At 69.1% G+C, this 24,168-nt stretch carries 19 protein-coding genes; 9 read left to right on the top strand and 10 right to left on the bottom strand.

Translation table 11 applies throughout. The features are described 5' to 3' along the window. Positions 1-55 precede the first annotated feature (55 nt). The 8 genes from rph to V1318_RS18460 all read left to right on the top strand — a co-directional run bounded on the left by rph (position 56) and on the right by V1318_RS18460 (position 6,771). Entirely contained in the window at positions 56-808 is a 753-nt protein-coding gene (gene rph, locus V1318_RS18495; RefSeq protein WP_332941227.1) for a ribonuclease PH, read from the top strand. Further along, entirely contained in the window at positions 805-1,212 is a 408-nt protein-coding gene (locus V1318_RS18490) for a VOC family protein (protein ID WP_332941225.1), read from the top strand. The genes rph and V1318_RS18490 overlap by 4 nt, the downstream gene beginning before the upstream one ends. Next, entirely contained in the window at positions 1,209-1,805 is a 597-nt protein-coding gene (gene rdgB / locus V1318_RS18485; RefSeq protein ID WP_332941224.1) for an RdgB/HAM1 family non-canonical purine NTP pyrophosphatase, read from the top strand. Before V1318_RS18490 ends, rdgB begins: the two co-directional genes overlap by 4 nt. A gap of 5 nt (positions 1,806-1,810) precedes the next feature. Then, positions 1,811-2,122 (top strand): antibiotic biosynthesis monooxygenase, encoded by a 312-nt coding sequence (locus V1318_RS18480; protein WP_332941223.1) that lies wholly within the window; start codon positions 1,811-1,813, stop codon positions 2,120-2,122. A 125-nt stretch (positions 2,123-2,247) separates the two neighbouring features. After that, positions 2,248-2,790, top strand: coding sequence for a hypothetical protein (locus tag V1318_RS18475; protein ID WP_332941222.1), 543 nt, complete (start codon positions 2,248-2,250; stop codon positions 2,788-2,790). Between the two features lie 8 nt (positions 2,791-2,798). Continuing rightward, entirely contained in the window at positions 2,799-3,953 is a 1,155-nt protein-coding gene (gene hemW / locus V1318_RS18470; RefSeq protein WP_332941221.1) for a radical SAM family heme chaperone HemW, read from the top strand. A 206-nt stretch (positions 3,954-4,159) separates the two neighbouring features. Then, positions 4,160-6,424, top strand: a complete 2,265-nt coding sequence (locus V1318_RS18465; RefSeq protein ID WP_332941220.1) for a DUF1631 domain-containing protein — start codon at positions 4,160-4,162, stop codon at positions 6,422-6,424. Beyond that, the gene (locus tag V1318_RS18460) at positions 6,421-6,771 is read left to right on the top strand and encodes a PilZ domain-containing protein (protein WP_332941219.1); all 351 of its coding nucleotides are present in this window, start codon (positions 6,421-6,423) and stop codon (positions 6,769-6,771) included. Before V1318_RS18465 ends, V1318_RS18460 begins: the two co-directional genes overlap by 4 nt. A 201-nt stretch (positions 6,772-6,972) precedes the next feature. Here V1318_RS18460 and V1318_RS18455 read toward each other — a convergent pair whose 3' ends face one another. From V1318_RS18455 to V1318_RS18420, 8 genes are all read right to left on the bottom strand, one after another. Beyond that, positions 6,973-9,690, bottom strand: coding sequence for an EAL domain-containing protein (locus V1318_RS18455; protein WP_332941218.1), 2,718 nt, complete (start codon positions 9,688-9,690; stop codon positions 6,973-6,975). Between the two features lie 358 nt (positions 9,691-10,048). Then, entirely contained in the window at positions 10,049-11,032 is a 984-nt protein-coding gene (locus V1318_RS18450; RefSeq protein ID WP_332941217.1) for a hypothetical protein, read from the bottom strand. Between the two features lie 46 nt (positions 11,033-11,078). Further along, entirely contained in the window at positions 11,079-12,050 is a 972-nt protein-coding gene (locus V1318_RS18445) for a hypothetical protein (protein WP_332941216.1), read from the bottom strand. Between the two features lie 73 nt (positions 12,051-12,123). After that, positions 12,124-13,038, bottom strand: coding sequence for a hypothetical protein (locus V1318_RS18440; RefSeq protein WP_332941215.1), 915 nt, complete (start codon positions 13,036-13,038; stop codon positions 12,124-12,126). Between the two features lie 302 nt (positions 13,039-13,340). After that, positions 13,341-13,895 carry a hypothetical protein gene (locus V1318_RS18435; RefSeq protein ID WP_332941214.1) on the bottom strand — a complete coding sequence of 185 codons (555 nt, stop codon included), beginning with the start codon at positions 13,893-13,895 and terminating at the stop codon, positions 13,341-13,343. 190 nt (positions 13,896-14,085) lie between these two features. Beyond that, entirely contained in the window at positions 14,086-17,448 is a 3,363-nt protein-coding gene (locus tag V1318_RS18430; protein WP_332941213.1) for a TonB-dependent receptor, read from the bottom strand. A 385-nt stretch (positions 17,449-17,833) separates the two neighbouring features. Beyond that, positions 17,834-18,913 (bottom strand): FecR domain-containing protein, encoded by a 1,080-nt coding sequence (locus V1318_RS18425; protein ID WP_332941212.1) that lies wholly within the window; start codon positions 18,911-18,913, stop codon positions 17,834-17,836. Positions 18,914-18,995: 82 nt separating this feature from the next. Beyond that, positions 18,996-19,565: a sigma-70 family RNA polymerase sigma factor gene (locus V1318_RS18420; RefSeq protein WP_332941211.1), complete on the bottom strand. Its 570-nt coding sequence runs from the start codon at positions 19,563-19,565 to the stop codon at positions 18,996-18,998. Between the two features lie 365 nt (positions 19,566-19,930). Here V1318_RS18420 and pepQ point away from each other — a divergent pair, with 365 nt between their 5' ends. After that, on the top strand, positions 19,931-21,256 hold the full coding sequence (gene pepQ / locus V1318_RS18415; RefSeq protein ID WP_332941210.1) for a Xaa-Pro dipeptidase: 1,326 nt from the start codon (positions 19,931-19,933) through the stop codon (positions 21,254-21,256). Positions 21,257-22,168: 912 nt separating this feature from the next. Here pepQ and V1318_RS18410 read toward each other — a convergent pair. After that, complete coding sequence (locus tag V1318_RS18410; RefSeq protein WP_332941209.1) at positions 22,169-23,500, bottom strand: aminopeptidase P N-terminal domain-containing protein; 1,332 nt, start codon at positions 23,498-23,500, stop codon at positions 22,169-22,171. Between the two features lie 16 nt (positions 23,501-23,516). Beyond that, on the bottom strand, positions 23,517-24,056 hold the full coding sequence (locus tag V1318_RS18405; protein ID WP_332941257.1) for a UPF0149 family protein: 540 nt from the start codon (positions 24,054-24,056) through the stop codon (positions 23,517-23,519). Positions 24,057-24,168 lie beyond the last annotated feature (112 nt).

Here is a 24,168-nt window from a genome sequence, read left to right as displayed (position 1 = left end):
GCCTACAGGGAGCGAATGGTAAACTCGCCGGCCACCAAAACGGTAACTCATGGCCATGACCGGCACTTCCGCCGCCCCCAACGACGCCTTCGCGCGTCCCAGCGGGCGCACGCCCGGGCAGATGCGCGAAGTCCGCATCGAACGCGCTTACACCGCCCACGCCGAAGGATCGGTGCTGGTCAGCTTCGGCCAGACCCGGGTGCTGTGCACCGCCAGCGTCGAAAACAAGGTGCCGGCCTTCCTGCGCGGCAAGGGCGAGGGCTGGGTCACCGCCGAGTACGGCATGCTGCCGCGCGCCACCCACACCCGCAGCGACCGCGAGGCCGCGCGCGGCAAGCAGGGCGGGCGCACCCTGGAGATCCAGCGCCTGATCGGCCGCGCCCTGCGCGCCTGCATCGACCGCAAGGCCCTGGGCGAACGCACCATCACCCTGGACTGCGACGTGCTGCAGGCCGACGGCGGCACCCGCACCGCCGCGATCACCGGCGCCTACGTGGCCCTGGTGGACGCGGTGCGCTGGCTGCAGGCGCACCGCGAGATCAACAAGGACCCGATCTTCGGCGCGGTCGCCGCGGTCTCGGTCGGCGTCTACCGCGGCGTTCCGGTACTGGACCTGGACTATGCCGAGGACAGCGACTGCGACACCGACATGAACGTGGTCATGAACGACGGCGGCGGTTTCATCGAGCTGCAGGGCACCGCCGAAGGCCATGCGTTCCGGCGCGAGGAACTCGACGGCCTGCTGGCCCTGGCCGAAGCCGGCATCGCCGAACTGATCCAGCACCAGCGCGACGCCCTGGCGCGATGAGCGGCACGGCGACGCAGCGCACGCTGGGCAGCCTGACCCTGGTGGTGCGCGACTACGACGAGGCGATCGCCTACTACACCGGCGCGCTCGGCTTCGTCCTGCTCGAGGACGTCGACCAGGGCGGCGGCAAGCGCTGGGTGCGGGTGTCGCCCTCGGCGGGCAACGAGACCGCCTTGCTGCTGGCCCAGGCCGTCGGCGAGGAGCAACAGGCCGCGATCGGCCGCCAAACCGGCGGCCGGGTCGGCTTCTTCCTGCACACCGACGACTTCGCGCGCGATCACGCGGCGATGAGCGCGCGCGGCGTGCGCTTCATGGAAGCGCCGCGCCACGAGGCCTACGGCACCGTGGCGGTGTTCGAGGACCTGTACGGCAACCGCTGGGACCTGCTGGAGCTGAAGCGATGAAACTGGTGTTGGCGAGCAGCAACCCCGGCAAGCTGGTCGAACTGCGCGAACTGCTGGCCGACACCGGCATCGAGCTGGTCGCGCAGAGCGACCTGGGCGTGGACGACGCCGAGGAAACCGCCAGCACCTTCGTCGAGAACGCCCTGCTCAAGGCCCGCCACGCCTGCACGATCACCGGGCTGCCGGCGCTGGCCGACGATTCGGGCATCTGCGTCGACGCCCTGGGCGGCGCGCCGGGCCTGTATTCGGCGCGCTACTCGGGCGTGCATGGCGACGCCCAGGCCAATATCGACAAGCTGCTGCTGGCGATGAAGGACGTGCCCGAGGGCCAGCGCGCCGCGCATTTCTACGCCGTGATCGTGCTGCTGCGCCATCCGGGCGACCCGCAACCGATCATCGCCGAAGGCGTGTGGCCGGGCCTGATCATCGACCAGCGTCGCGGCAGCGGCGGTTTCGGCTACAACCCGGTGTTCCTGGACCCCGACTACGGCCTGACCGCGGCCGAGATGGACACCGAGCTCAAGAACCGCCTCAGCCACCGCGGCCGCGCCCTGGCCGCGCTGCGCGCAAAGCTGCTCGACGCGATCCGCTGACGGCCATGGCGGCGGCCGGCATGTTCGCGGTGCTCTGGCAGTACCAGGTGCGTCCCGGTCGCGAAGCCGAGTTCGAGGCGCTGTACGGCCCGGACGGCGGCTGGGTCGCGCTGTTTGGCGAGTACGCCGGCTACCTGGGCACCGAACTGCTGCGCGGCGAAGCCGACGGCGAATACCTGAGCATCGACCGCTGGGCCTCGCAGGCCGACTACGACGCCTGCCTGGCCGCCGCGAAACCGCGCTACGCGCAGATCGACGCGCGCGGCGACGCGCTGACCCTGTCGGAGCGCCGCGTCGGCCGCTATCGCGGCCTGTGAAGGCCGGCGCCGGAACCCGGGCAGGCGTCACCGGCCCTCGCCGCCCGCGCGCGTATCCTGATCGCCACCGCCTGGTCTAATCGCCGGGCCGGCGCGCCCGCCCCATCGAACCGAATCCGACCCGCATGCCGCATACCTCCCCCCTCCGCACCGCCGCCCTGGCCCTGACCGGGGTGCTGACGCTCGCCGGCTGCCGCTCGCTGGACGCCCTGTCGCCGCTGACCTGCAGCCGCGACGAAATCCGCGAACAGGGCGACGCCACGCCCGCGCAGCGCCGCTACGCGTTCCCGTTCCGGATCGAGTACGAACAGGACGGCCGCCGCGGCGTGGTCGAGAACAGCCTGGTCTGCGTCTACCGCGGCCGCGAATACCTGGGCGACTGCGACAACTCCAATCGCTGGAGCATGTCGATGGCGCAGGGGCGCGGCCTGTACGTGGGCCTGGGCGCGCCGCGCAAGGGTCGCCAGGTCGCCTACGACCCCGGCGACTGCGAACTGCTGGTCAACCATGGCCAGGACCAGCCGTCCTACGTGGTGATCGGCCAGGACGCCGGCGAGGCCGACGACGCGGCGCTGCTGGACCCGCTGTCGATGCGCCGCGATTACGGCATCCGCATCGTCGACTACCGCATCGACCTGAGCGCGCGCCAGCCGCGGGCGGCCCGGTAAACCGCCGCATGCTCTCGCTGCCGCCCCTGTCGCTGTACGTGCACCTGCCCTGGTGCGTGCGCAAATGCCCCTACTGCGATTTCAATTCGCACGAAGGCCGCGGCCCGCTGCCGTTCGCCGACTACGTCGACGCCCTGCTCGCCGATCTCGACCACGACCTGCCGCTGGTCTGGGGCCGCACCGTGCAGACGGTGTTCTTCGGCGGCGGTACGCCCAGCCTGTTCCCGCCCGAGGCGATCGACCGCTTCCTGCAGGCCGCCAGCGCGCGCCTGCGTTTCGCGCCGGGCTGCGAGATCACCCTGGAAACCAACCCCGGCACCGCCGAGCACGGCCGCTTCGAGCTCTACCGCGCCGCCGGCGTGAACCGCCTGAGCTTCGGCATCCAGAGCTTCGACGACGGCTGCCTGCGCCGCCTGGGCCGCATCCACGACAGCGGTGAGGCCGAATCGGCGGTCAAGCTGGCCCAGGACGCTGGCTACGACAATCTCAATCTCGACCTGATGTACGCCCTGCCCGAGCAGAGCCTGGCGATGGCCGAGCGCGATCTGGAACGCGCCTTCGCGCTGGATCCGAGCCACGTCTCGCACTACCAGCTGACCCTGGAACCCAACACCGTGTTCGCCGCGCGCCCGCCGCAGGGCATCCCCGACGACGACGGCGCCTGGGACATGCAGGAGCACTGCCAGGCCCTGCTGGCCGCGCACGGATACGCCCAGTACGAGGTCAGCGCCTACGCACGCCCGGACCGGCGCTGCGCGCACAACGTCAACTACTGGCGCTACGGCGACTACCTTGGCGTCGGCGCCGGCGCCCACGGCAAGATCACCCTGGGCGCCGAGCAGGCGGTGCTGCGACGCTGGAAGATCAAGCATCCGACCCAGTACCTGGCCCGCGCCGGCAGCGCCGAGGCGATCGGCGGCGACGACCGCATCGGTCCGGAACGGCGGCCGTTCGAATTCATGCTCAACGCGCTGCGCCTGGTCGAGGGCTTCGCCGTGAACGACTTCGAGGCGCGCACCGGGCTGTCCCTGGCGACCATAGCCGCGCCCTTGCAGGCCGCCTACGCGCAGGGCTGGCTGGAACGCGAGGGCGACCGGGTGCGCCCGACCGAGCTCGGCCGGCGCTACACCAACGACGTGGTCGCGCTGTTCCTGGAGGACTGAGCGCCCGCGCCGGCGCGGGTTTCGCGCGTGCGCCGTGCTGTCCCGCAGCATGGCGGCCAGCGCCCGCCGCCGCGCGCTGGCCGCGCGCCGCCCCGTGGCGCGTTCGAATCGGTGGTCGCTCCATTCCGGCCGCTTGGCAGCGACAGGGCTGGCGGGTCTCAAGGGGGCGTGATTAGATCGCCCGATCCGGTATTGGTGAGCTCCGCATGTCAGCGACGTTCGAACCGCTAGGCAAATCGTTCCCGCGGCCTACGCTGGCCTCCGCGGCGATGCCCAAGCGCGTGCGGCGGGTGCTGGAGCACCTGTACGCCCTGGTGTCCGACGAAATGGCGCGCGCGCTGGACCTGATGCTGATCGAGTACGAGCAGCAGCTGTTCCGCCAGGCCGACCAGGCCCGCAACCCCAGCCTGCAATCGGTGCACCTGGAGACCCTGCGCCTGGTGCGCCTGAACCGGGTCGACCTGGTCCCGCGCTACCTGGTCGGGCTGGAAACCGCGCTCACCAAGGTGCGCGAGCCGGTGGCGACGAGCGAGGACGCGCAGGCCCTGCCGACGTTCCGCGACCTGCGTCTGGTCGACGATCACGAAGTCGACGAACACACCGCCCTGCGCGCGATCGCGACCCGTCAGGAAGCGCGCGCCGGCCTGCCCCTGATGCTGCTGGGCCAGCGCTTCGGCGTGCTCGCCGGCGCCCCCGCCTACGACGCCGAACGCCTGCCGCTGGGACCGCACAGCCTGGGCCGGATCCTGGCCGAAGCCTGCTCGGTGCTGCAGATCAGCCCGGAAGCCAAGCTCGATCTGTACCGCATCTACGACCAGCAGGTGATGACCGGTTACGCGCAACTGGTCGAGACCATGAACGCCCTGCTGGCGCGCGAGAACGTGCTGCCCAGTCTGTCGTTCGTGCCGATCCGCGCGCGTCCGACCGCGCAGAACGTCGAGCGCGGCGAAGACCCGCGCAGCGCCCGCGAGGACGGCGCACGCACGCCGCGCGGCGCGCGTCCCTATACCGCCTGGACCGGCCAGACCGACGCCGCCGCGATCGCGGCCGGCGGCGACGAGAGCGGCGACTACGCCTCGTTGCAGCAGTTGCTGTCCGGGCGCCGCGAGCTGCTCGGCAAGCTGCGCCCCGGCGCACAGCCGGCCGCGCGCCCGCCGCTGGCCACCGACGATCTCATCGACTCCCTGCGCGCGCTCCAGGCCACGCCCGCGCACGCGACGCCGGCGCAACGCAGCGTCGCCGACCTGCGCCAGACCCTGCTCGCCCAGGCCCGCCAGCAGCGCGGCGAGGCGGCGAGCCTGTCGCGCGAAGACAGCGACGCGTTCGAGCTGCTGGACCTGTTCTACGGCGAGATCGAACGCGAGCTGCGCGGCGACGCCGCCACTTCCGGCCTGCTCGGGCGCCTGCAGGTGCCGCTGCTGCGCCTGGCGCTGCAGGACCGCGCCTTCTTCGTGCGCAGCCAGCATCCGGCGCGGCAACTGCTGAACGCGGTCGCCGAAGCCGGCGCCAGTTGGACCCCGAAGGAGGAGTCCGACCCCCTGCTCAACGATCAGTTGCGGCGCGCGGTCGATCACGTGGTCGAGCACTACGACGGGGACGCCGCCGTGTTCGAGGCGGCCAACCAGAGCCTGCAGGACCATCTGCGCGCGATGGCGCGCAAGGCCGAGGTCGCCGAACGCCGCCACGTCGAGGCCGCGCGCGGCAAGGAAAAGCTGGAGATGGCCAAGCAACAGGCCAGCGAGGCGATCCAGTCGGCGATCCACGGCCAGTCGCTGCCCAAGTTCGTGCAGGCGCTGCTGACCCAGGCCTGGTCCGACGTGCTGACCCTGACCCTGCTGCGCCACGGCGAGGAATCCGATGAATGGCGGCGCCAGGTCGAAGCGACCCGGCAGATCGTCTCCGCCAACGTGGTCGGTGGCGGCGAGCAGGCGCCCGGCGGCCTGGACGGCGACATCGAGCACGCCCTGACCCTGGTCGGCTACCACGCCGACGAGGCCAACGCGATTTCGCGCCAGCTCACCGTCGGCGCCACCGCCGCCAACGACGACATCGCCTCGCGCACCGAGCTGGCGATGAAGCTCAAGGCGCGCGCGCGCCTGGGCGAGGACAGCGGCACGGTCAAACGCGATCTGCCGGCGCGCAGCGAGCAGGAGCAGAGCTGCTGGGAGCACATCCGTACCCTGCCCTTCGGCACCTGGTTCGAGTTCGTCACCAATCAACAGGGCGATGCGGTGCGCAGGCGGCTGTCGTGGTTCAGCACCGTCACCGACAACGCCCTGTTCGTGAACCAGCGCGGCCAGCGCATCGGCGAACAGTCGCTGGACAGCCTGGCGCGGATGATGGCGCATGGCCAGGCGCGCGTGGTCACCGCCGAGAAGGGCCGCCTGGTCGACCGGGCCTGGAACGCCGCCTTGAGCGTGCTGCGCGGCTTCGTCAGCGGCGGCCAGAAGGCCGAGGAGGCGCAGGCATGAGCGAGGAATTCCGCCGCGTGCGCCGTCGCCGCGTCCAGGATACCGTGCAGGTCGTCGACACCATGACCGACATCGCGATCGGCCAGCTCAGCAATCTGTCCGAGACCGGCATGCTGCTGATCGCGAACGCGCCGCTGGTCGACGACGCGCTGTACCAGCTGCGCTTCAGCCTGCGCGACGCCCCGCACCGCACCTCGCCGATCGAAGTCGGCGCGCACCTGCTGTGGCAGGACCGCACCAGCATGCCCGGACAGACCTGGACCGGTTTCCGCTTCATCACCATGCTGGAAAGCGAGATGCTGCAGCTGCGGCAGTGGCTGGATTCGCCGGGCGGCACGTACGAGTGAAGCAGGAGTGAGCGTGGAGGAGCGAGCGGGGTTGGCTAGGCTCGCCCAGGTTCGTTCCGTCCCTGCGGTCGCCGGCGCGGTTCGGGGGCGCGCGAGGATGCGGCTCGCCTTCGGCTCACCGCATCCTGCTTCGCAAGCGCTCCGCCGCGGGGTGCGGCGATAACCGCACCATCGCCGTCCACTACGCTCGCGTGAACCCGCTTATCGCCGATGAAACGGCACCGGCTCGGGCTGATGCAAGGCATAGCCCTGCGCGTAGTCCACGCCCATCGCCCCCAGCTCCAGCAGGATCTCGTCGCTGGTCACCCATTCGGCGATGACCTTCAAGCCGCGCTGGTGGCCGATGTCGGTCACCGCCTTCACGATCGCATGGCTCATCGGATCGGTGAGCAGATCGCGGATGAAGGCGCCGTCGATCTTGATGATGTCCACCGGCAGATTCTTGAGATAGCCGAACGAGGACATGCCCGCGCCGAAGTCGTCCAGGGCGAAGCGGCAGCCTACCGCGCGCAGGCGCTCGATGAAGCGCGCGACCTGGGCGAGGTTGCGCACCGCCACGGTCTCGGTGATTTCGAAGCAGACCCGCTCGGGCGCGACCGCATGGCGCTTGAGCAGCTCCAGGATCAGATCGGCCAGGGTTTCGTCCTCGATGCTGGCGCCGGACAGGTTGATCGTGGCCGTGCGCAACTGCGCGCCCGAGGGATGCAGCCGGTCGAAATTGGCCAGCGCGGTCTCGATCACCCAGCGGTCGATCATCGGCATCAAGCCGTAACGCTCGGCGGCGGGAATGAAGGCGCCGGGCACCACCAGGCGACCCTGCTCGTCGCGGAAGCGCAGCAACAGTTCCAGGTGCAGTCCGGATTCGGCGCTGGGCGACAACGGCCAGACCTCCTGGTACTTGAGCAGCAAGCGCCCCTCGTCGATCGCCCAACGCAGCCGGTTGGCCCATTCCATCTCGCTGCGCCGGCGCGCGGCGTTGTCGTCGTGCTCGGAATAGAAGTGCACGCGGTTGCGGCCGCTCTCCTTGGCCATGTAGCAGGCGGTGTCGGCCTGCGACAGCAGATCCTTGAGGGTCACGTTGGAGCGGTCCAGCATCACCCCGCCGATGCTGGCGGTGACGGTGTAGGTGCGCTGCTCCCACACGAACACGTAGCCGTCGATGTGCTCGCGCAGGCGCTCGGCCACCAGCGCCGCGCCGGCCTGGTCGTGGACCTCGGTCGCGAGCACGCCGAACTCGTCGCCGCCCAGGCGCGCGAGCACGTCGCCGCCGCGCAGATGGCTGCTCATCATCGTCGCCAGCTGGCTCAATAGCTGGTCGCCGGCGACGTGGCCGGAGGTGTCGTTGATGAGCTTGAACTGATCCAGGTCGATGTACAGCAGCGCGCAGGGCGGCCCGCCCGCGGCCACGCCGGCCAGCACGCGCTCGATCCGGCGCTCGAACTCGCGCCGGTTGTAGAGCTCGGTCAGGGTGTCGTGGCTGGCCTGGTAGGTCAGCAGTTCGGTGAGCTGGCGCTGCTCGGAGATGTCGGAGGCGACCATCAGCAGCCTGGCGTGCCCCTCCAGCACCACGCTGGTGATCGAGACGTTGGCCCAGAAGCGATCGCCGTTCACGCTGCGCAGCATGGCCTCGGCGTTGGCGCAGTCGACCAGATCGGCCGCGCGCAGCTTGTCGCGCAACAGCTCGTCCTCGAACAGTTCCGGCAACGGCACTTCATACACGGTCTCGCCCAGGCGCGCGCGCGAGGCCTGATTGGCGTAGGAAATGCGGCCGTCGTCGCGGCGCGCCAGCAGCACCAGCGCCGGCAGCAATTCGTTGAGGGCGCGGAAGCGCTCCTCGCTTTCGCGGTAGCGCCGGCTCATGCGCGAGCCCAGTTCCAGCGCGAGCCGGCGCGTGCGCGCGACCGACCACACCAGCAAGGCCAGCAGCACGCTGGCGAGCAGCCCGGGCAGCAGGATCCAATTGCGTTCGCTGGCCGCGTCCGCGATCGGTTGCAGGGCGTGCATGCGCACCCGCCAACGGCGGCCGCCGTAGTCGAGCTCGCGCTCGAAGCGATAGCCGGTGGGCGTCGCCGGCGCCGGGCCGGTCGCGAACAATCCGACCGCGCCGTCGGTGACGTCGCTGACTTCGACCTGCAGCTCGCGACGTGCGTCCTCGCCCAAACTGCCTTCGATCAGCCGCCCGGCATGGAACGAGATCGCGATCGAGCCGCGCATGCGTGCGCGGCGCTGCTCGGGCGTGGCCGGCGGCGGACCGGTCGTGAATACCGGCAGGCGCATGGTCACGCCGTCGCGGCGCGGGTCGGCTTCGCCCTGCTGGGCCAGACGGAACGGCGCCGACAGCACGACCTGATCGCTGTCGCGCGAGTTCAGCACGCCGACCAGGTTGGTCGGCTGCAGGTTCACGTCCAGCCCGATCAGGCGCTCGTTGCCGGCCAGCGGCGCGACCAGGTCGGTGATGTAGTGATCGCCGTCCACGCGCGGCTCGCGGCGCGAATAGGCCATCGCCTGCAGACTGGGGAAGCGCTCGCGCGGGCGCACGTTGGCGTACAGATTGGCGTACTCCTCGGCGGTGATCGTGTCCGAGGTCAGGAACAGGGTCTGGACCGAGCGCAACAGCAGTTCGCAGGCCTGCAGGCGATCGACGATGGCGTGGTAGCCGCGCTCGGCGCTGCTGTCGAGCGCGGCGGTGCGGTCGTCGACCACGCGGCGCTGCTGCGCGCCGCCCAGCCACAGGGTCAGGCCGACGCCGAACGCCAGCGCGAGCAGGCTCCAGGCCCAGGCCGGGATTCCCAACGGCGCGATCCGCTCGGGCACGCTGCCGGGCGTGGGCTCGGCTTCGCCGGTAAAGCGGCGACCGCCGCCCACCGGGCCGGCCAGCGAGGACGAAGAGGCGTGCTCTGAATCCCTGGATGTCCCCAAGAGACCCTCCATGATGTCCCACGATCCAGCGATCCTATACCCCGCCCACCTCGGCGAGCTTCGACGTTGCGTTCACGAAGCCCGAGCGCACTGCCCCGCGTTTCCGCACGTCTACAAGAACCCTTACGAAATCCGGGCGATACGAGCGGCCATCGGCGATGGCCCGCGTGCGCATCGCGCTGTCGCGGATATCGGATTTTGTGACGTAGGCAGCGCTACGCGCGGCGTCGCCACCTCGGCGCAACCGGCTGAAATGGCATCGCGGCCGGATTCTAGGTTGGCCTCGCCTGCTTCGGCCCTGCGAAGGGCCTGTGCCTCGCCTTGCGCGACGCACAGGCTTGGTCGTCGCAGGGGCGGATCAGCCGCCGAAGGCCGCGCAGGCGTCCCAGCCCTGCGGCGTACCGGCGGTGGAGTCGCCGTTGAAGTTCTCGCGCAGCGTGGTTTGCGCCCATTCGTCGGCCTGCGTGCGCTGCGCCGGGCTCAGATTGGTCGCGACCAGAGCGAGTTGACGGTCGAGCTGGGGCGTGCGGAAATTCTCCGCGCCGAGACGATAGAGCTTGAGATAACGGTAGTGATGATAGACGTCGGCGCCGACCAGGCCGGCCAGCAGACTTTGTGCGCCCGGTTCGTAAGCGCTCTGCAGCAGGTCGACGACGCGCCAGTCGCCGGCCGCCAGACCGGTCTCGATCAAGGTCGCGGCCTCGCGGCGGTAGGCGCCGAGCGCCCCCGGTTGCTTGAGCAGGCCGCGCTGGTCGTACAGCGGCCCGCGACTCAGATAGCAGGCGCGCGCGTCGGCGTCGCCCAGCCGCGCGGCCTGGGCCAGGTTCGCGTTCAAGGTGTCGAGGATCTCGTCGCCCACGCCTTCGCACATCGTGCGCTCCTCCTGGAGTTCGCGCTGACGGATTTCGGCGGACTCCAGCAGGGTCTGATAGGTGCGCAGCTGCGCCGCGTTCAAGTTCTCGGTCTTGTGCTCGGTGAGGTCGGCGGCCGCGCGCATGGTCGACCACTCGGTCGCGCGCAGGCGGCTGCAGCGGTTGAGGTCGCGCAACAGGCGCGCCGCGGCCCTACCGTCGCCGGCGTTCGCCTGCGCCTGCAAGCGCGCGTAAACGTTCTTCAGCGGCGTGCCCAGCGGCGGCATCGAGGCGCCGCGGTCGAAGTCGATCGCTGCCTTGGCCACGATCGGCAGTTCGCTGCCTGGCGCCGGCCCGGCGAACTCGGCCGCGCGTGCGCCCGCCATCGAAACGCCGGGCCCCGCCGCGCCGTCCTTGCGGCCGAACAGATAGGCCGCGACGACGGCGGTCAGCGCCAGGCAAACCAAGAGTAGGAATCGATATTTGCTCATGTCGAAGATCTGGACGGAGTCGCCGCCGCAGCGCCGATGGAAGGATTCATTCGTAGGAGAACCCGCAAGGGTCCCAGCCCTCGGGCGCGTCCTGCGCCGAGTGGCCGCTGAAATGCTTGTGCAGGGCGGTCTGCGCCCAGACGTCGGCGTCCATGCGCTGCGCCGGCGACAGCGATGCGGCCGCGGCATCCAGTTGCAGATCCAGGCGGGCGCCCTCGCGCGCGCCCATGCCGAGCCGGTACAGCTTGAGATAGCGGTAGTGCAGCGCGGGGTCGGAACCGAGCAGCCCGGACAGCAGGCTCTCCGAGCCCACTCGCGAGGCGTTGCGCACGATATCGACCACTTTCCAGTCCCCCGCCGCCATGCCCGAGTCGATCAGGGACTTGACGCTGCGGCGATAGCCGTCCAACAGTTCCGGCCGCGTCGCGAAACTTCGCGGGTCCAGGTTGGGCCCCTGCTTGAGGTAACAGGCGCGCGCATCGACATCGCCGAGCTCGGCGGCGCGCTGGATGCTGGGGACCAGACTGGCGAGCATGTCCTCGCTGGCGCCGCCGCAAAGCTCGTGGAAGCGTTGCATGACCGGCTTGCGCTCTTCGATGGCGTCGAGCTGGATCTTGTAGTCGCGCAGCTGCTGCGCGCTCATCGCGGCAGGCTTCTCGGCCAGCAGTTCGTCTGCCGTGCGCGTCAGCATCGCGTCCAGCGCGGGCAGGCGGCTGCAGAAACCAACATTGCGGTACAAACGGGTCGCAGCGGCGACGTCGCCGGCTTCGGCGCGCGCGCGCAACTGCGCGTAGGCGTCCCTCAAGGGTATCGCGGCGGCGCCCGGCAAGGCCGATACCGGCTGCGCCGCCGCCTCATCCGAGCGTCCGGCGGCCGGCGCGCCCGCCGCGGCGTGCCGGGTCGCGGCCTGCGCCGGATTCGCCATGGCGCCGCCGTGATCGCGGAAACGTTCGAAGCAATACGCACCAACGGCCATGGCCGTCGCGATCAACGCCACCCACAGGACCCCACGATTCATGCCGCGATGATAGCGCAGGGCGGTTCTTTCGAGCCGCCCTGCGTGGGAACCGTTGCCGCGCGTATCGGTCACCTTATTGAACGCTGGACAGCACCGACGGCGTACCGGCGATGTGGGCGTTGCCGCTCATGATCGCGGTGTTCTTGCCCGAGACCGAGGGCAGGCCCACCTTCAGATTCACCGCGCCCGAAACCAGGGTGTCCAGCAGCTGGGTGATGATAGGCAAGCCCAGCGCGATGTTGCCGCAGCCCTTCGCAGCCGGCACAGCGAACGAGTTGTCGACCAAGGTATTTCCGCTGATGTGCAGCACGCTGTAACCGTTGTCCGGATCGGTGGTCTCGAAATCGTAGGTACCCGGATTGCCGGAAATCGGCAGGTTCGGCAGCGGCGGCGCGGTGGTGCCGGCCTGCAACCTGATCGTGATCGGATCCTGCGCCGAGCCGATATAGCAGCCGTTGCCGAGGAAGGGGTTCTGCAGGCGCACGCGCACCTTCAGCGCCGCGGCGGTGGGGTCGCTGCCGTCGTCCGGCGGGAACAGTGCATTGCCGAAGTTGGTCTGGATGGTGTCGACCGGCTCCATGGTCGCGGTCACGTCGTTGACCGTACCGACGATGTTCCAGAACGCGACCCACAGCGGCAATGGCCATTCCGGCAGCGGGTTGGTGATGCCGAGCAGGCCGCCGGGCACCTTCGCCGGCGGAGACGACAGCGTCGCCGCACCGACCGCGTCGAATAGCGGCGAGGGGCCGGTGTCGATCACGCCGCCCTGCAGCACGATCGGCTGGGTGATCGGCAGGGTGGTCGAGCCGATCGCGAGCGTGCCGGAGGTGGTGTTGTTGACCACGCAGGCGCCGACTTGCGGATTGTTGTACGGGCAGTATTTGAAGATCGCGTAAGGACCGGTGGGTACCGCCGCGGAGGCGGCAGACGTGACGGCGATTCCGGCTAAGGCCGTGGCGAAAGCCACGGAAAGCGTCGTCTTGAACATGATGGAACTCCTGGTTTGGATGGGACGGCCGTTGCGACCATGACCCCGATGCGCCGCGAACCAGGGGTGGGGTTCGCGGCGCTGTCGACGGCAGCTGTTGGAATCGAAGCGATACGTCCGTCCGCCATCTACGCGAGGCGTGGACGGCGGTGGGCGCATCCCGCGCCGCTTAAAGCGATCCATGCTTTGAGCGGTCCGTGCTCGTGGCGGCGGGGATGGCCCGTACCTGGACGCGATCGGCTACCGACGCGGCAACCGCGTTACGACCTGCACCGGAAATCTGATCGCACGGCCTTCCGCATTCAGGGCGTCAGCTGGATGGGCTTGCTCGACGTCAGCGCCGGGTTCGACTTGACCGTGCAAGTACCGCCGCCGGTGACCGGCAGGCTGGTGACCGGGAACGTAAACGAGTTGTGGGTCGTGTTCGGCGGCACCGGCGCCGTGTAGGGGTGCGCGTTGGTCAGCGTGCCGCCGACGCTGCCGGTGCAGGTCTTGCCCAGAATGGTGATGCTGATGCCGCCGACGGTGGTGGCCACCGAGGTGCCCGAGGCCGTGCCGGAAACTGACCAATGCGGCGGGGTTGCGGCGGTGGAGGTGATGTTGGTGCAGGTCGAGCTGCCGGTGAAGGTCGCGGCCGAGACCACGGCCACGCCGCCGGTCACGGTGAGGGTGAAATTGGCGGTGCACGGCGCCGGAATACCGTTGACGGTGGCCGAGGTCGGGCCCGACAGGGTGACCGTACCGTCGCCCCAGGTGCCGGTGCCGGCGTCGTAGATTTCCCAACCGGCGAAAGCGGAAGTGGAGCAGAACGCGCCTGCCGCAACGCATGCCGCGAGGATGGCTGACTTAAGCTTCATGGTATTCAACTCTCCTTGTACGAGTACTACCGGAATCGCCTGGCGCGCGATGCGCCAGGCGGGTTTGCCACGAGGAACCGCGCGTGTCGTGGCGACACTCCCTACCGGTTCGCGCTGACGACTCCGGGGGGCTTGGGAGCTTCCTGCGCGCATCGAGGGGACCCGCGCCGGGTGAATCGCGTATCCGGCTTCAATAGAAGCCCTTGCGCAACGAGATGCCGATGATGCGAGGGTCCTGGGTGAACACGTTCGCGGTCAGGCCGCTGTCGTCGCTGTTGAGGAAGGTACCTGTGATCGCCTCGCCGTCGAGCAGATTCTTGACATATAGCTGTACGGTCAGATCGGCTTCCGGCTTCTCCCAGGTCAAAGACAGATTGACGTTGCCCCAGTCGTGCAGGCGGTCGATCTCGTCCTGGTAGATGCGTGCCCAGCTCTTACCCTGGTAGTACAGGTCGGCGCGCACGGTGAAGTCGCCATGGGCGGTGAAGAAGGTGTACTGCGGGCTCAGGCTGGCGGTGATGTGCGGCGCGTTCGGCAGTTCGTGGCCGCCGACATCGGCCGAGAACCCCTGGCCGCCGTTGGGCGCATCGGTGCGCGGATCGTAGAAGAAGCCGAACGCATCGCCCCAGGAGCCGCCTGGCGTGAAGCCGCCCACCGCGACCGGATAGTTCAGCGAACAGAAGCTGTTGAGGATGATGCCGGCGTTGGAGGTGACGTCGCCGCCGGCGTAGATGATGTTCATGACCTGCGCGACCTTGTCGCGCGGCGCGATGCAGTTGGAGGCCTGCTGCACCCACGGCCGCAGCACCACCCAGTCGGGATTGCCCTGGGTGCGGTTCATCACGTCGATCGAGTACTGGTTGTCATTCAGGCGCGTGCGCAGGAAGCCGACGTTGCCGCTGAGCGCGAAAGACTGCGTCGGCCGCCAGGCGAATTCGATCTCCGCGCCCCAGGTCTTGGCGTCGAAGTTCTCGTTGAAGGTGGCGCGGTCCTGGATCTGCGAAACCTGGTAGCCGCGGTAGTCGTTGTAGAACAAGGTGGCGTTGAGATTGAGCTTGCCGCCGGCCATCACGTTCTTCATGCCCAGTTCGAAGGCGTTGACGAACTCCGGATCGAATTCGAGATCGCGCTGGGTGAAGCTCAGGAATTCCGGATCGGCGCCGATCGCCGGCGAGTTGGTGCCGCCGGCCTTGTAGCCGCGCGAGCCCGACAGGTACACCAGGGTGCTGTCGGTGAATGCCAGGTCGGGCTTCCAGTCCAGCACCAGGCGTCCGGTCGGCTCGTTCCAGGTCTGGCGGACGTCGGGCAGGGCCGGATAGCCGCTGTTGACGAAGCCGGCGCCGACGAAGGAGTAGTACGGCGGACCGGACTTGGTGGCCGACAGCAGGGTCTGGCTCGGATAGGGCGTGGTGATCTTGATGTCGCGGGTCAGGCGCAGGCCCGCGGTCAGCTTGACCGTGTCGGACATCTGCCAATAGGCCTCGCCGAACAGTGCCGATGACTTGGTCTTGGCGACGTTGCGGCTGCGGAAATAGTTATGGCCCTGGCCGTTGATGCTGTCCAGCGAATTCGGGTCGATGTAGACGCAGGGGTAGCCGGCCAGGCCGTTGACGGTCGCGCCGCCGTTGCCCTGCGGGCAATCCACCGGCGTGTTGCCGGAACCGAGGCCGACGCCGGCGGTGTTGTTGAAGTTGCGCGCGATCGCGGTGAAGACGTTGTTGAAGACGTAGTAGCTCTCGTCCACCGAGTAGTACAGGTAGTTGGCGCCGATGCTGAAGTTGAATGGCCCTTCCGACATCGACTGTAGGCGGAACTCCTGCGACCACTGCTTGCTGTAGGAATCGACCAGGTCGACGCCGAGCATGCGGTCCGAGCACCCCAGCTGCGGATCGCAGAGCACGCCCTTGGGCGCCAGCGGATAGGCCGGCGCCAGGTCTCCGTTGGGCGTGATCTGCACCAGCGGATCGGTGTCGGTGAACACCGCGTTGGACTGGAAGCGGTTGTAATCCTGGGTCGAGTAGTACTTGTCGCGCGTGTACAGAGTTTGCGAAACGAACTTCAGGTCGTTGAACTCGGTGTCGAAGTTGAGCTGGACGACATCGTTCTTGGCCTGGAAGCGTGGGTCATAGGTGGTCTCGATCTGACGCAGGTCGGTCGACTGGGTGCGGCCCTCGTAGGGGTTCACGCCCGGCGTGATCAGGTAGATCGGGCCGACGAAGTTGCCGTCGGGATCCAGCGCGGATGCCAACGTGCCGGGGAAGGTACCGCTGGCCAGCACCCAGGGCAGGCTGCCGCCGTTGGGCAGACCGAAAGCGCCGCGGTCGTAGAGCGAGCCGTCCGCGCAGCCCTGGCTCATGAAGTTGCGGTCGAAGCTGTTGGGCGCAGTGCCGTCGACGTCGGTGGCGCCGGGATCGGTGTGACACAGCTGTTTGCCGGTACGCGCGCGCCGGTCGTCCTCGTCGAAGTGCTCCCAGACCAGGCTCAGGTTGGTGGCCTCGCTGGGCTTGAACACCAGCGAGGCGCGCGACGACCACAGGCTGCGATCGTCCACGTCCTTGCCGGTGGCGGTGTTCTCGATATAGCCGCTGCGATCGGTCCAGGCGCCGGCCATACGGAAGGCCAGCGCGTCGTTGATCGGCAGGTTGACCATGCCGCTGAAGCGCTTGCTCTCGAAGTTGCCGCCCTCGACCTTGAGCCAGCTCTCGAAAGCGCTGGGATCGGCGAGGTTTGGGATCATGTTGACCACGCCGGCGGTGGCATTGCGGCCGTACAGCGTGCCCTGCGGCCCGCGCAGCACTTCGACCCGGTCGACGTCGAAGTACTCCTGTTCGAACAGGCGGTTGCGGATCATCGGCGTGCTGTTGAAGCTGATCGCCACCGCCGGATCGGTGGTCACCGACAGCGCTTGCGTGCCGATGCCGCGGATCTGGAAGTTGTAGCTGGCGAAGTTGGTCTTGCTGAAGCTGACGTTCGGCGTGGCCGTCACCAGGTCGCCGCCGGTTTCGATCTTGCGGTCGCCCAGGTCGCTGCCGCTGAAGGCGGTGATCGCGATCGGAACGTCCTGGATGCGCTCGACCCGCTTCTGCGCGGTGACCACGATGGTGTCGAGGTTGGTCGCCGCCTGCCCTTTGACGGGGGCGGATTCGGGCGCCGTTTGCGGCTCTGCCTGGGAATCCGCTGCCGGCTGCGTGTCAGCGGTCCCCTCTGCGTTTCCCGGTGGAGCCGGGGCGACGGCCGGTTTGGCGTCCCCCGCCGCCGGCGACCCGCCCGCACTGCCGTTGATGAGGATCGCGCCGGAGGCGCTGGTGGAGTACTGGAGACCGGTGCCGGCGAGCAGTTCGTCCAGGGCCTGCAGCGCCGGCTTCTCGCCGCGCACCGCGCGTCCGGTCTTGCCGACCGCGAGTTCGGGCGAGTACAGCAACTGCTGGCCGCTCTGGCGCGCGTATTCCGACAAGGCGGCGTCGAGACGCTGCTGCGGGATGTCGAATCGGGCGGTGGCCGCATCGCCGCGCGCATACGCGGTCAGACAGGGCAACAGCGCCAACAGCAGCACGCAGGGTTGGAGTACACGTCTCGACAGTCCCTTCTGGTCTCGCACTCGCATCGATTCCCCTCCGGTTGCGGGCCGACTTCATGTGGCCTGGTCTCTATAGGGACGCAGCGCGTTCGAAAACCCGAACCCGTACCCGCACGATCCGGCTGCGGCACGCGATCGCGGCCGCGAATGGCGCGTGTTTCGCCTGCGTCGCGTTTTGCATCGCAACAAAAAATCGCGCATGTTGCGCTGCGGCGTAGCGCGCGCGATCGCGCCGGCGCGGGGTCGGTCGACATCGTCGCAAGGGCCGAACGCATCGTCATGCCGCGCCCCGCGCAGGCCGGGCACGATGTCGAGCGCGGCGCATTGCTGCGCCGCGCATGGTTGGTGGACATCCCGGGCTTCAGCCGCGCTCGGGCGACCGCGGTTTCAGCACGATCGCCTCGCTGCTGTCCGCGGCGCGCTCGATCGGGAAGTAGGCGGTCACGGCGTCGACGAAGGTGTCGGTGTCGCCGGTGTTGAACGCGCCGCTGATCTTCAATGAGGCCAGGCGGGTATCGCCGAGCACGATGCGGTGGCGCGAGTAGCGATTGATCTCGGCGACGGCGTCGGCGAGGCTTTCGTTCTCGAACACGACCTGGCCGTGGCGCCAGCTCACAGCGCGCTTCACGTCGGCCGCGCGCACCCGCGGCACGGTCGCGGCCAGGGCCACGAACTGCTGGCCCGGCCGCAGCTCCGCGGTGGGCGCGGCGGCGATCGCGGCCGGCCGCGAACGCTCGCGGGTCACGCTGACGCGGCCTTCCAGCAGAGTGACCTCGAACAGGCGCTCGGACATGTGCACTTCGAACTCGGTGCCCAGCGCGGTCACCTGGCGGCCGTCCGCGGTGACGACGAAGGGCCGGCTGCGGTCCTTGGCCACCTTGAACAGCGCCTGCCCACGCTCCAGCGTCACCGCGCGCATCTTGCCTTCGTAATGCACGGAGACCCGGCTATCGGTGTTCAGGGTGAGCACCGAGCCGTCGGCCAGGGTCACCACCGAGCGCTCGCCGATACCGGTTTCGTGGACATTGCCGGCGATCGCGTCCTGCACGCCCTGGACCATGCGGCCCGGCGCATCGGGCCGCAGGATCAGCAGCCCGGTCACGGCGACGACCAGCAAGGACGCCGCGATCGAATAAGCGTAGGTGCGGGCCGCGCACGACAGCCGCGATTTCGAAGCGCGCGCCAGGGTCTCGCGCCGCAGCGCCAGCATGTCGGGCGCATCGGCCACCGCCTGCGCCAGGGCGCGCGCGGTTTCCACGCGCCGGAACGCGGCGGCGTGCGCCTGCGAGCGGCCGCGCCAGGCCTCGAAGGCGGCGCGCAGGGCGTCGTCGGCGCCGGGCTCGGCATCGCTCAGCACTTCGCTCCAGCGCGCGGCCGCTTCGTCGATGTCGTCCGGCAAGGGGCCCGGCCCGTTCGCGATGGGGGTGGTTTTCCACTTCATGCCAGGCCCCTCCCCGACCGGCCCGGCCCGGCCGCGCAGGTGCGTGCGGTCGTGGCGCAGGCCCGGATTCGTACGCTCCGGCTCATTCCGGCATCTCCGTGTCCATGGCGCGGCCCAACTGCGCCAGCGCCTTGGCCATGTGCTTCTCGGCGGCGCGCACGGAAATCCCCAACATGTCCGCAATTTCCATATATTTCCGCTTCTCCATGGTGCGCAACACGAACACGTCGCGCGTGCGCTGCGGCAGCGCGCGTAAGACGGCGACAGCCAATTTCACCGCCTCTTCCCCCAGTAAGACGCGCTCCGGCGAGATTTCCGTAGCGGGTTGATGAATTTCTTCGTCGAAGGACACGTGCGCGTCCTGGTCGCGGGCCTGGCGGCGGCGGCCCCAGTCGCGCAACGCGTTGGCGGCGATCTGGAATACGTACTGTTTGACGTGTTCGATCGGCCCGCCGCGCGCGCGCCGGACCAGGTGCAGGAACACCTCCTGGGTCAGGTCTTCGACTTCGGCAGGATCCTTGACTCGCTTGGAGAAGAAGCCGCGCAGCGGGGCGCGGTACTGCAGGGAGATGTTCTCCCATTGGCTGGCGCAATCCTCGCCGTAGTCGGCGAGCGATGCCGGTTCGCGCGTTGACGGCGCAGGATCGGCCATCGAGTCCCCTCCCCATACGCGTTGGTATGCGCAGGCCGGCAGCATACTCCGTCGGGCCAGCGCTCGTGTACACGCGCACGCGGGCACCGATGGGACTGCGTGAACCGGCGTTTTTCCCCGGCGAAATCCCGATTTCCCGATAGGACGCAGGATGCGGCGGCGCAGCATTTTGTGTGCGACTGGCGTGCCCGGCCGGCGTAGCTCGGCCCGGTCCATACCGTCGACCGGCGGGCGGCAGCGACGGGTTTTGCTTCATCGACCGATCCGGCAAAGCCGCGCACGCCCGAGCGCGCGGCAACGGCCAGCGGCGATGGACGGAATCCGTCAAAATCCCGGGACGACCCGACCCCACGAGACCGTTCACGATGCGCCACGATCCAGCGAGCCTTTACCCCGCCCACCTCGCCGAGCTCCAACGCCGCAGCCACGAGGCCCTGGAGCGCGCCGGTCTCGATCACCTGGTCGTGCCCAGCGGCACCTCGCACTATCAGGTGTTCGACGACCGCGATTACCCGTATGCCGTGAACCCGCAGTTCAAGGCCTGGCTGCCGCTGACCCGCAATCCCGGCAGTTGGCTGGTCGCCACGCCGGGGCGCAAACCCAAGCTGATCTACCTGCAGCCGTTCGACTACTGGCACGTGGTCCCGCAGGCGCCGAACGGTTACTGGGTCGAGCACTACGACATCGTGGTGATCCGCAAGCCCGAGGAAGCCCTGGCCCATCTGCCGGCCGACCCCGCGCGTTGCGCCATCCTCGGCGAGCCGCAGAGCGCGTTGGGCGCCTACGTGCCCAACAACCCGCAGCCGGCGATCGATTACCTCGAATTTCACCGTGCCTACAAGACCCCCTACGAAATCGAGATGATGCGCGCCGCCACGCGCCGCGGCGTGCGCGCGCACCGCGCCGCCGAGGCCGCGTTCCGCGACGGCGGCAGCGAGTTCGACATCCACCTGGCCTATTGCGCGGCCGCGCGCCAGGACGCCGCCGAACTGCCGTACAACAACATCGTCGCCCTGAACCAGAACGGCGCGGTACTGCACTACACCGAACTCGATCGCGAGGCGCCGGCGCAGTTGCGCAGCTTCCTGATCGACGCCGGCGCCAGCCACCACGGCTACGCCTGCGACATCACCCGCACCTACGCCGCCGACGCCGGCAGCGAATTCCAGGCCCTGATCGACGCGGTCGACGCCGCCCAGCTGGCGATGTGCGACCAGGTCCGCGCCGGCCACGACTACAAGCGCATCCACCTCGACGCCCACCTGGCCCTGTCGGGCATCCTCAAGGACTTCGGCGTGATCAAGCTCTCGCCGGAGTCGGCGCTGGAGACCGGGGTCAGCAACGTGTTCTTCCCGCACGGCATCGGCCATGGCATCGGCCTGCAGGTGCACGATGTGGCCGGCTTCGCCGCCTCCGACCGCGGCGGCACGATCGCCAAGCCCGAGGGTCAGCCCTACCTGCGCCTGACCCGCGAGCTCGCAGCCGGCATGGCGGTGACGATCGAGCCGGGCGTGTACTTCATCGACCTGCTGCTGGACGGCCTCAAGCAGGGCCCGCACGCCGACGCGGTGGACTGGAACCGCATCGAGCAGTTCCGTCCCTACGGCGGCATCCGTATCGAGGACGACGTGGTCTGCACCGATGGCGCGCCGATCAACCTCACCCGCGACGGATTCGCCGAAGCGGCCTGAGGCGCGCCGCCCCGCCGACGCGGTCGCCAGTCCAAAGCAAGCCGGAGAGGCTTGCCCGCAACTGCGGCACAACCGCGCCGGCGCATGCGTCTGGACAGCACGACCATTCGCTTGAGCGCCCCTCGTTGCCGTTGCTGTTGCTGTTGCTGTTGCTGTTGCCCCGGCATTGGAATCCGTAACACCGCACTCGCCCATCAACCGTAGACCCGAAGGGCGGCGCGCAGGACGCGCGCCGTTTTTCGAATGGACAGGGACGTCCATTCGAAAAATCCCGACGCAACCACCGAACTCGCAGGGGAGGTTTGGCCAACCGACCCTTCTCTTTGGTTACTTTTGACCGAAGGGAATCCAGACGGACTCTTGGGCCAGCAAGAGAAAGTGACCCGCACGCGCAGCGGGCGGAAGCCGTTGACCTTCGTGCCAGCCCTGCGGAGCGAGAGCCACAGCGAATCTCCCAGCGCGCCCGGCCACCGCAGTAGCCGAAGTTCGCGATCGCGGCTCACGCCGCTCCCACAGAAAGCCAGCTCACCCGAAACCAACGACGCAGCCCGAGTTCGCAGTCGCGGCTTGCGCCGCTCCTACAGGGAGCTAGGGGGAGAGAAAGTGACCCGCACGCGCAGCGGGCGGAAGCCGTTGACCTTCGTGGCAGCCCTGCGGAGCGAGAGCCACAGCGAATCTCCCAGCGCGCCAGACCACCGCAGTAGCCGGAGTTCGCGATCGCGGCTCACGCCGCTCCCACAGAAAGCCAGCTCACCCGAAACCAACGACGCAGCCCGAGTTCGCGGTCGCCGCTTGCGCCGCTCCTACAAGGGGCTTGGGCGGGAGAAAGTGACCCGCACGCGCAGCGGGTGGAAGTCGCCAACGCGCGGGACCTCCCCTCGTGCGGCGGAGGGCGCTAAAGGCGCAGCCTCCTCACTTCGCCATCAAGGCTTCGATCTCGTCGGCGCTGCGCGCCAGCTTGTCGGTCAGCACCTGATAGCCGTCCTTGGTGACCAGCACATCGTCTTCGGTGCGTATGCCGATCCCGCGCCACTTCGGATCCACGCTGGTGTCGTCCTGCGACACGTACAGCCCCGGCTCGATGGTGAACACCATGCCCGGCTCGAGCAGGCGCGACTCGCCCTCGATCCGGTATTCGCCGACGTCGTGCACGTCCAGGCCGAGCCAGTGTCCGGTCTTGTGGCGGTAATAGCGGCGGTAACTGCCGTCGGCGAGGTTCTTCTCGAGCTTGCCCTTGAGCAGGCCGAGCTTGAGCAGGCCCTCGGTCAGGGTTTCGACCGCGGCGTTGTGGCCGGCCTCGTAGGCCACGCCCGGGCGCGCCTGCGCCAGGGCCGCGGCCTGGGCCGCGCCGACCAGGTCGTGCAGCGCGCGCTGCGGCGCGCTGAAGCGGCCGTTGACCGGGAAGGTGCGGGTGATGTCGGCGGCGTAGCCGCGGTACTCGGCGCCGGCGTCGATCAAGACCAGGTCGCCGTCGCGGGCCAGGCCGTTGTTGGCGCGGTAATGCAGCACGCAGCCGTTGGCGCCTGCGCCGACGATGCTGCCGTAGGCCGGTTCGGCGTCGTGCATGCGGAACACGCGTTCCAGCTCGGCCTGCAGTTCGTACTCGCGCACGCCCGGGCGCGCGGCGCGCATCGCCACTTCGTGCGCCTGCACGCTGATGTCGGCGGCGCGCTGCATCAGCTTGAGCTCTTCGCGGTCCTTGAACAGGCGCATCTCGTCGAGCAGGTGGCCGAGCTCGAGGAACTCGTGCGGCGGCTGCGCGCCCTGGCGCACCATCGCGCGCACCCGGTTCAGCCAGCCGATGAGCTTGAGATCGAACTCCTGATCGCGGCCGAAGTGGTAATAGACGCGCGAGCGGCCTTCTAGCAGGCCGGGCAGGATGTCGTCGAGGTCGGCGATCGGATAGGCGTCGTCCAGGCCGAAGGCCTCGACCGCGCCCTCGGGACCGAAGCGCGGGCCGTCCCAGCCTTCGCGCTCGAGATCGCGCTCGCGGCAGAACAGCAGGGTTTCGCCGTGCTTGCGGCCCGGCACCAGCACCAGCACCGCTTCGGGCTCGGGGAAGCCGGTGAGGTACCACAGGTCGGAATCCTGCCGGTACGGGTAATGGGTGTCGCGGCTGCGGATCAGCTCGTTGGCCGACGGCAGCACCAGGATGGCGTCGTCGCCGGCCATGCGCATGAGCTGCTTGCGACGGCGCGCGTAGGCCTTGGCGGAAATCTGGCTGGCGATGCCGGCGGTAGTCATCGTCGCGACGCCTCGGTCAGTTCAGACGCTGTCGATGCTGCGTGGCCAGCACGCAGTCGCCGTGCAGCAACAGCGCGGCGACGCGCACGAACTCCTCGATCTCGACCAACGCCTCCTCGTCTTCCTCGTCGCCGTCGTCCTGCGGTTGGGCGACGGCGAGCTTGGCCAGATCGCCCAGCGCCTCGCGGCCCTCCACCGACAAGGCGTTGGCCGAGGCGCCGGCCAGGCCGAAGCCGCCGAGGAAGCCGCGGCACCAGTCGAACAGCGCGCCGCTGCGCTCGGACAGCGAGGCGTCGGCATCGGGCAGCAGCAGGGCGAAATCGAAACTGCGGTCGGACAGCTGCGCGGCGCTGGCCAGGCGCAGCCGATCCAGCGCGCTGTCGGCCTCCGGCGTGGCGATGGCGTCGTCGGCGAGGACCTTGGCCGGCCATTCGCGCAGCGAGGCGCCGCCGCCGGCAAGCCAGCCGCACAGGGCGCCATGGAGTTCGGAAGACGAGGCGGCGAGCGCGAGTTGGCGGCTCTGGGCGTCGACGGCGGACAGATCGGGCAGTTCGATGGCGGGCACGGGGAAGGCTGCGTGGGGGTTGCGCCAGTTTAGCAACGCCGCGACGCGGCTTGTTGCGGCGGACGACGCCTGCCTACACTGCGTGCTGCCACGCCCTGCGCCC

The sequence above is a fragment of the Lysobacter sp. CCNWLW3 genome, assembly GCF_036697405.1.
Classification (GTDB): domain Bacteria; phylum Pseudomonadota; class Gammaproteobacteria; order Xanthomonadales; family Xanthomonadaceae; genus Lysobacter.
This window is presented reverse-complemented; position numbering and strand designations above follow the sequence as displayed.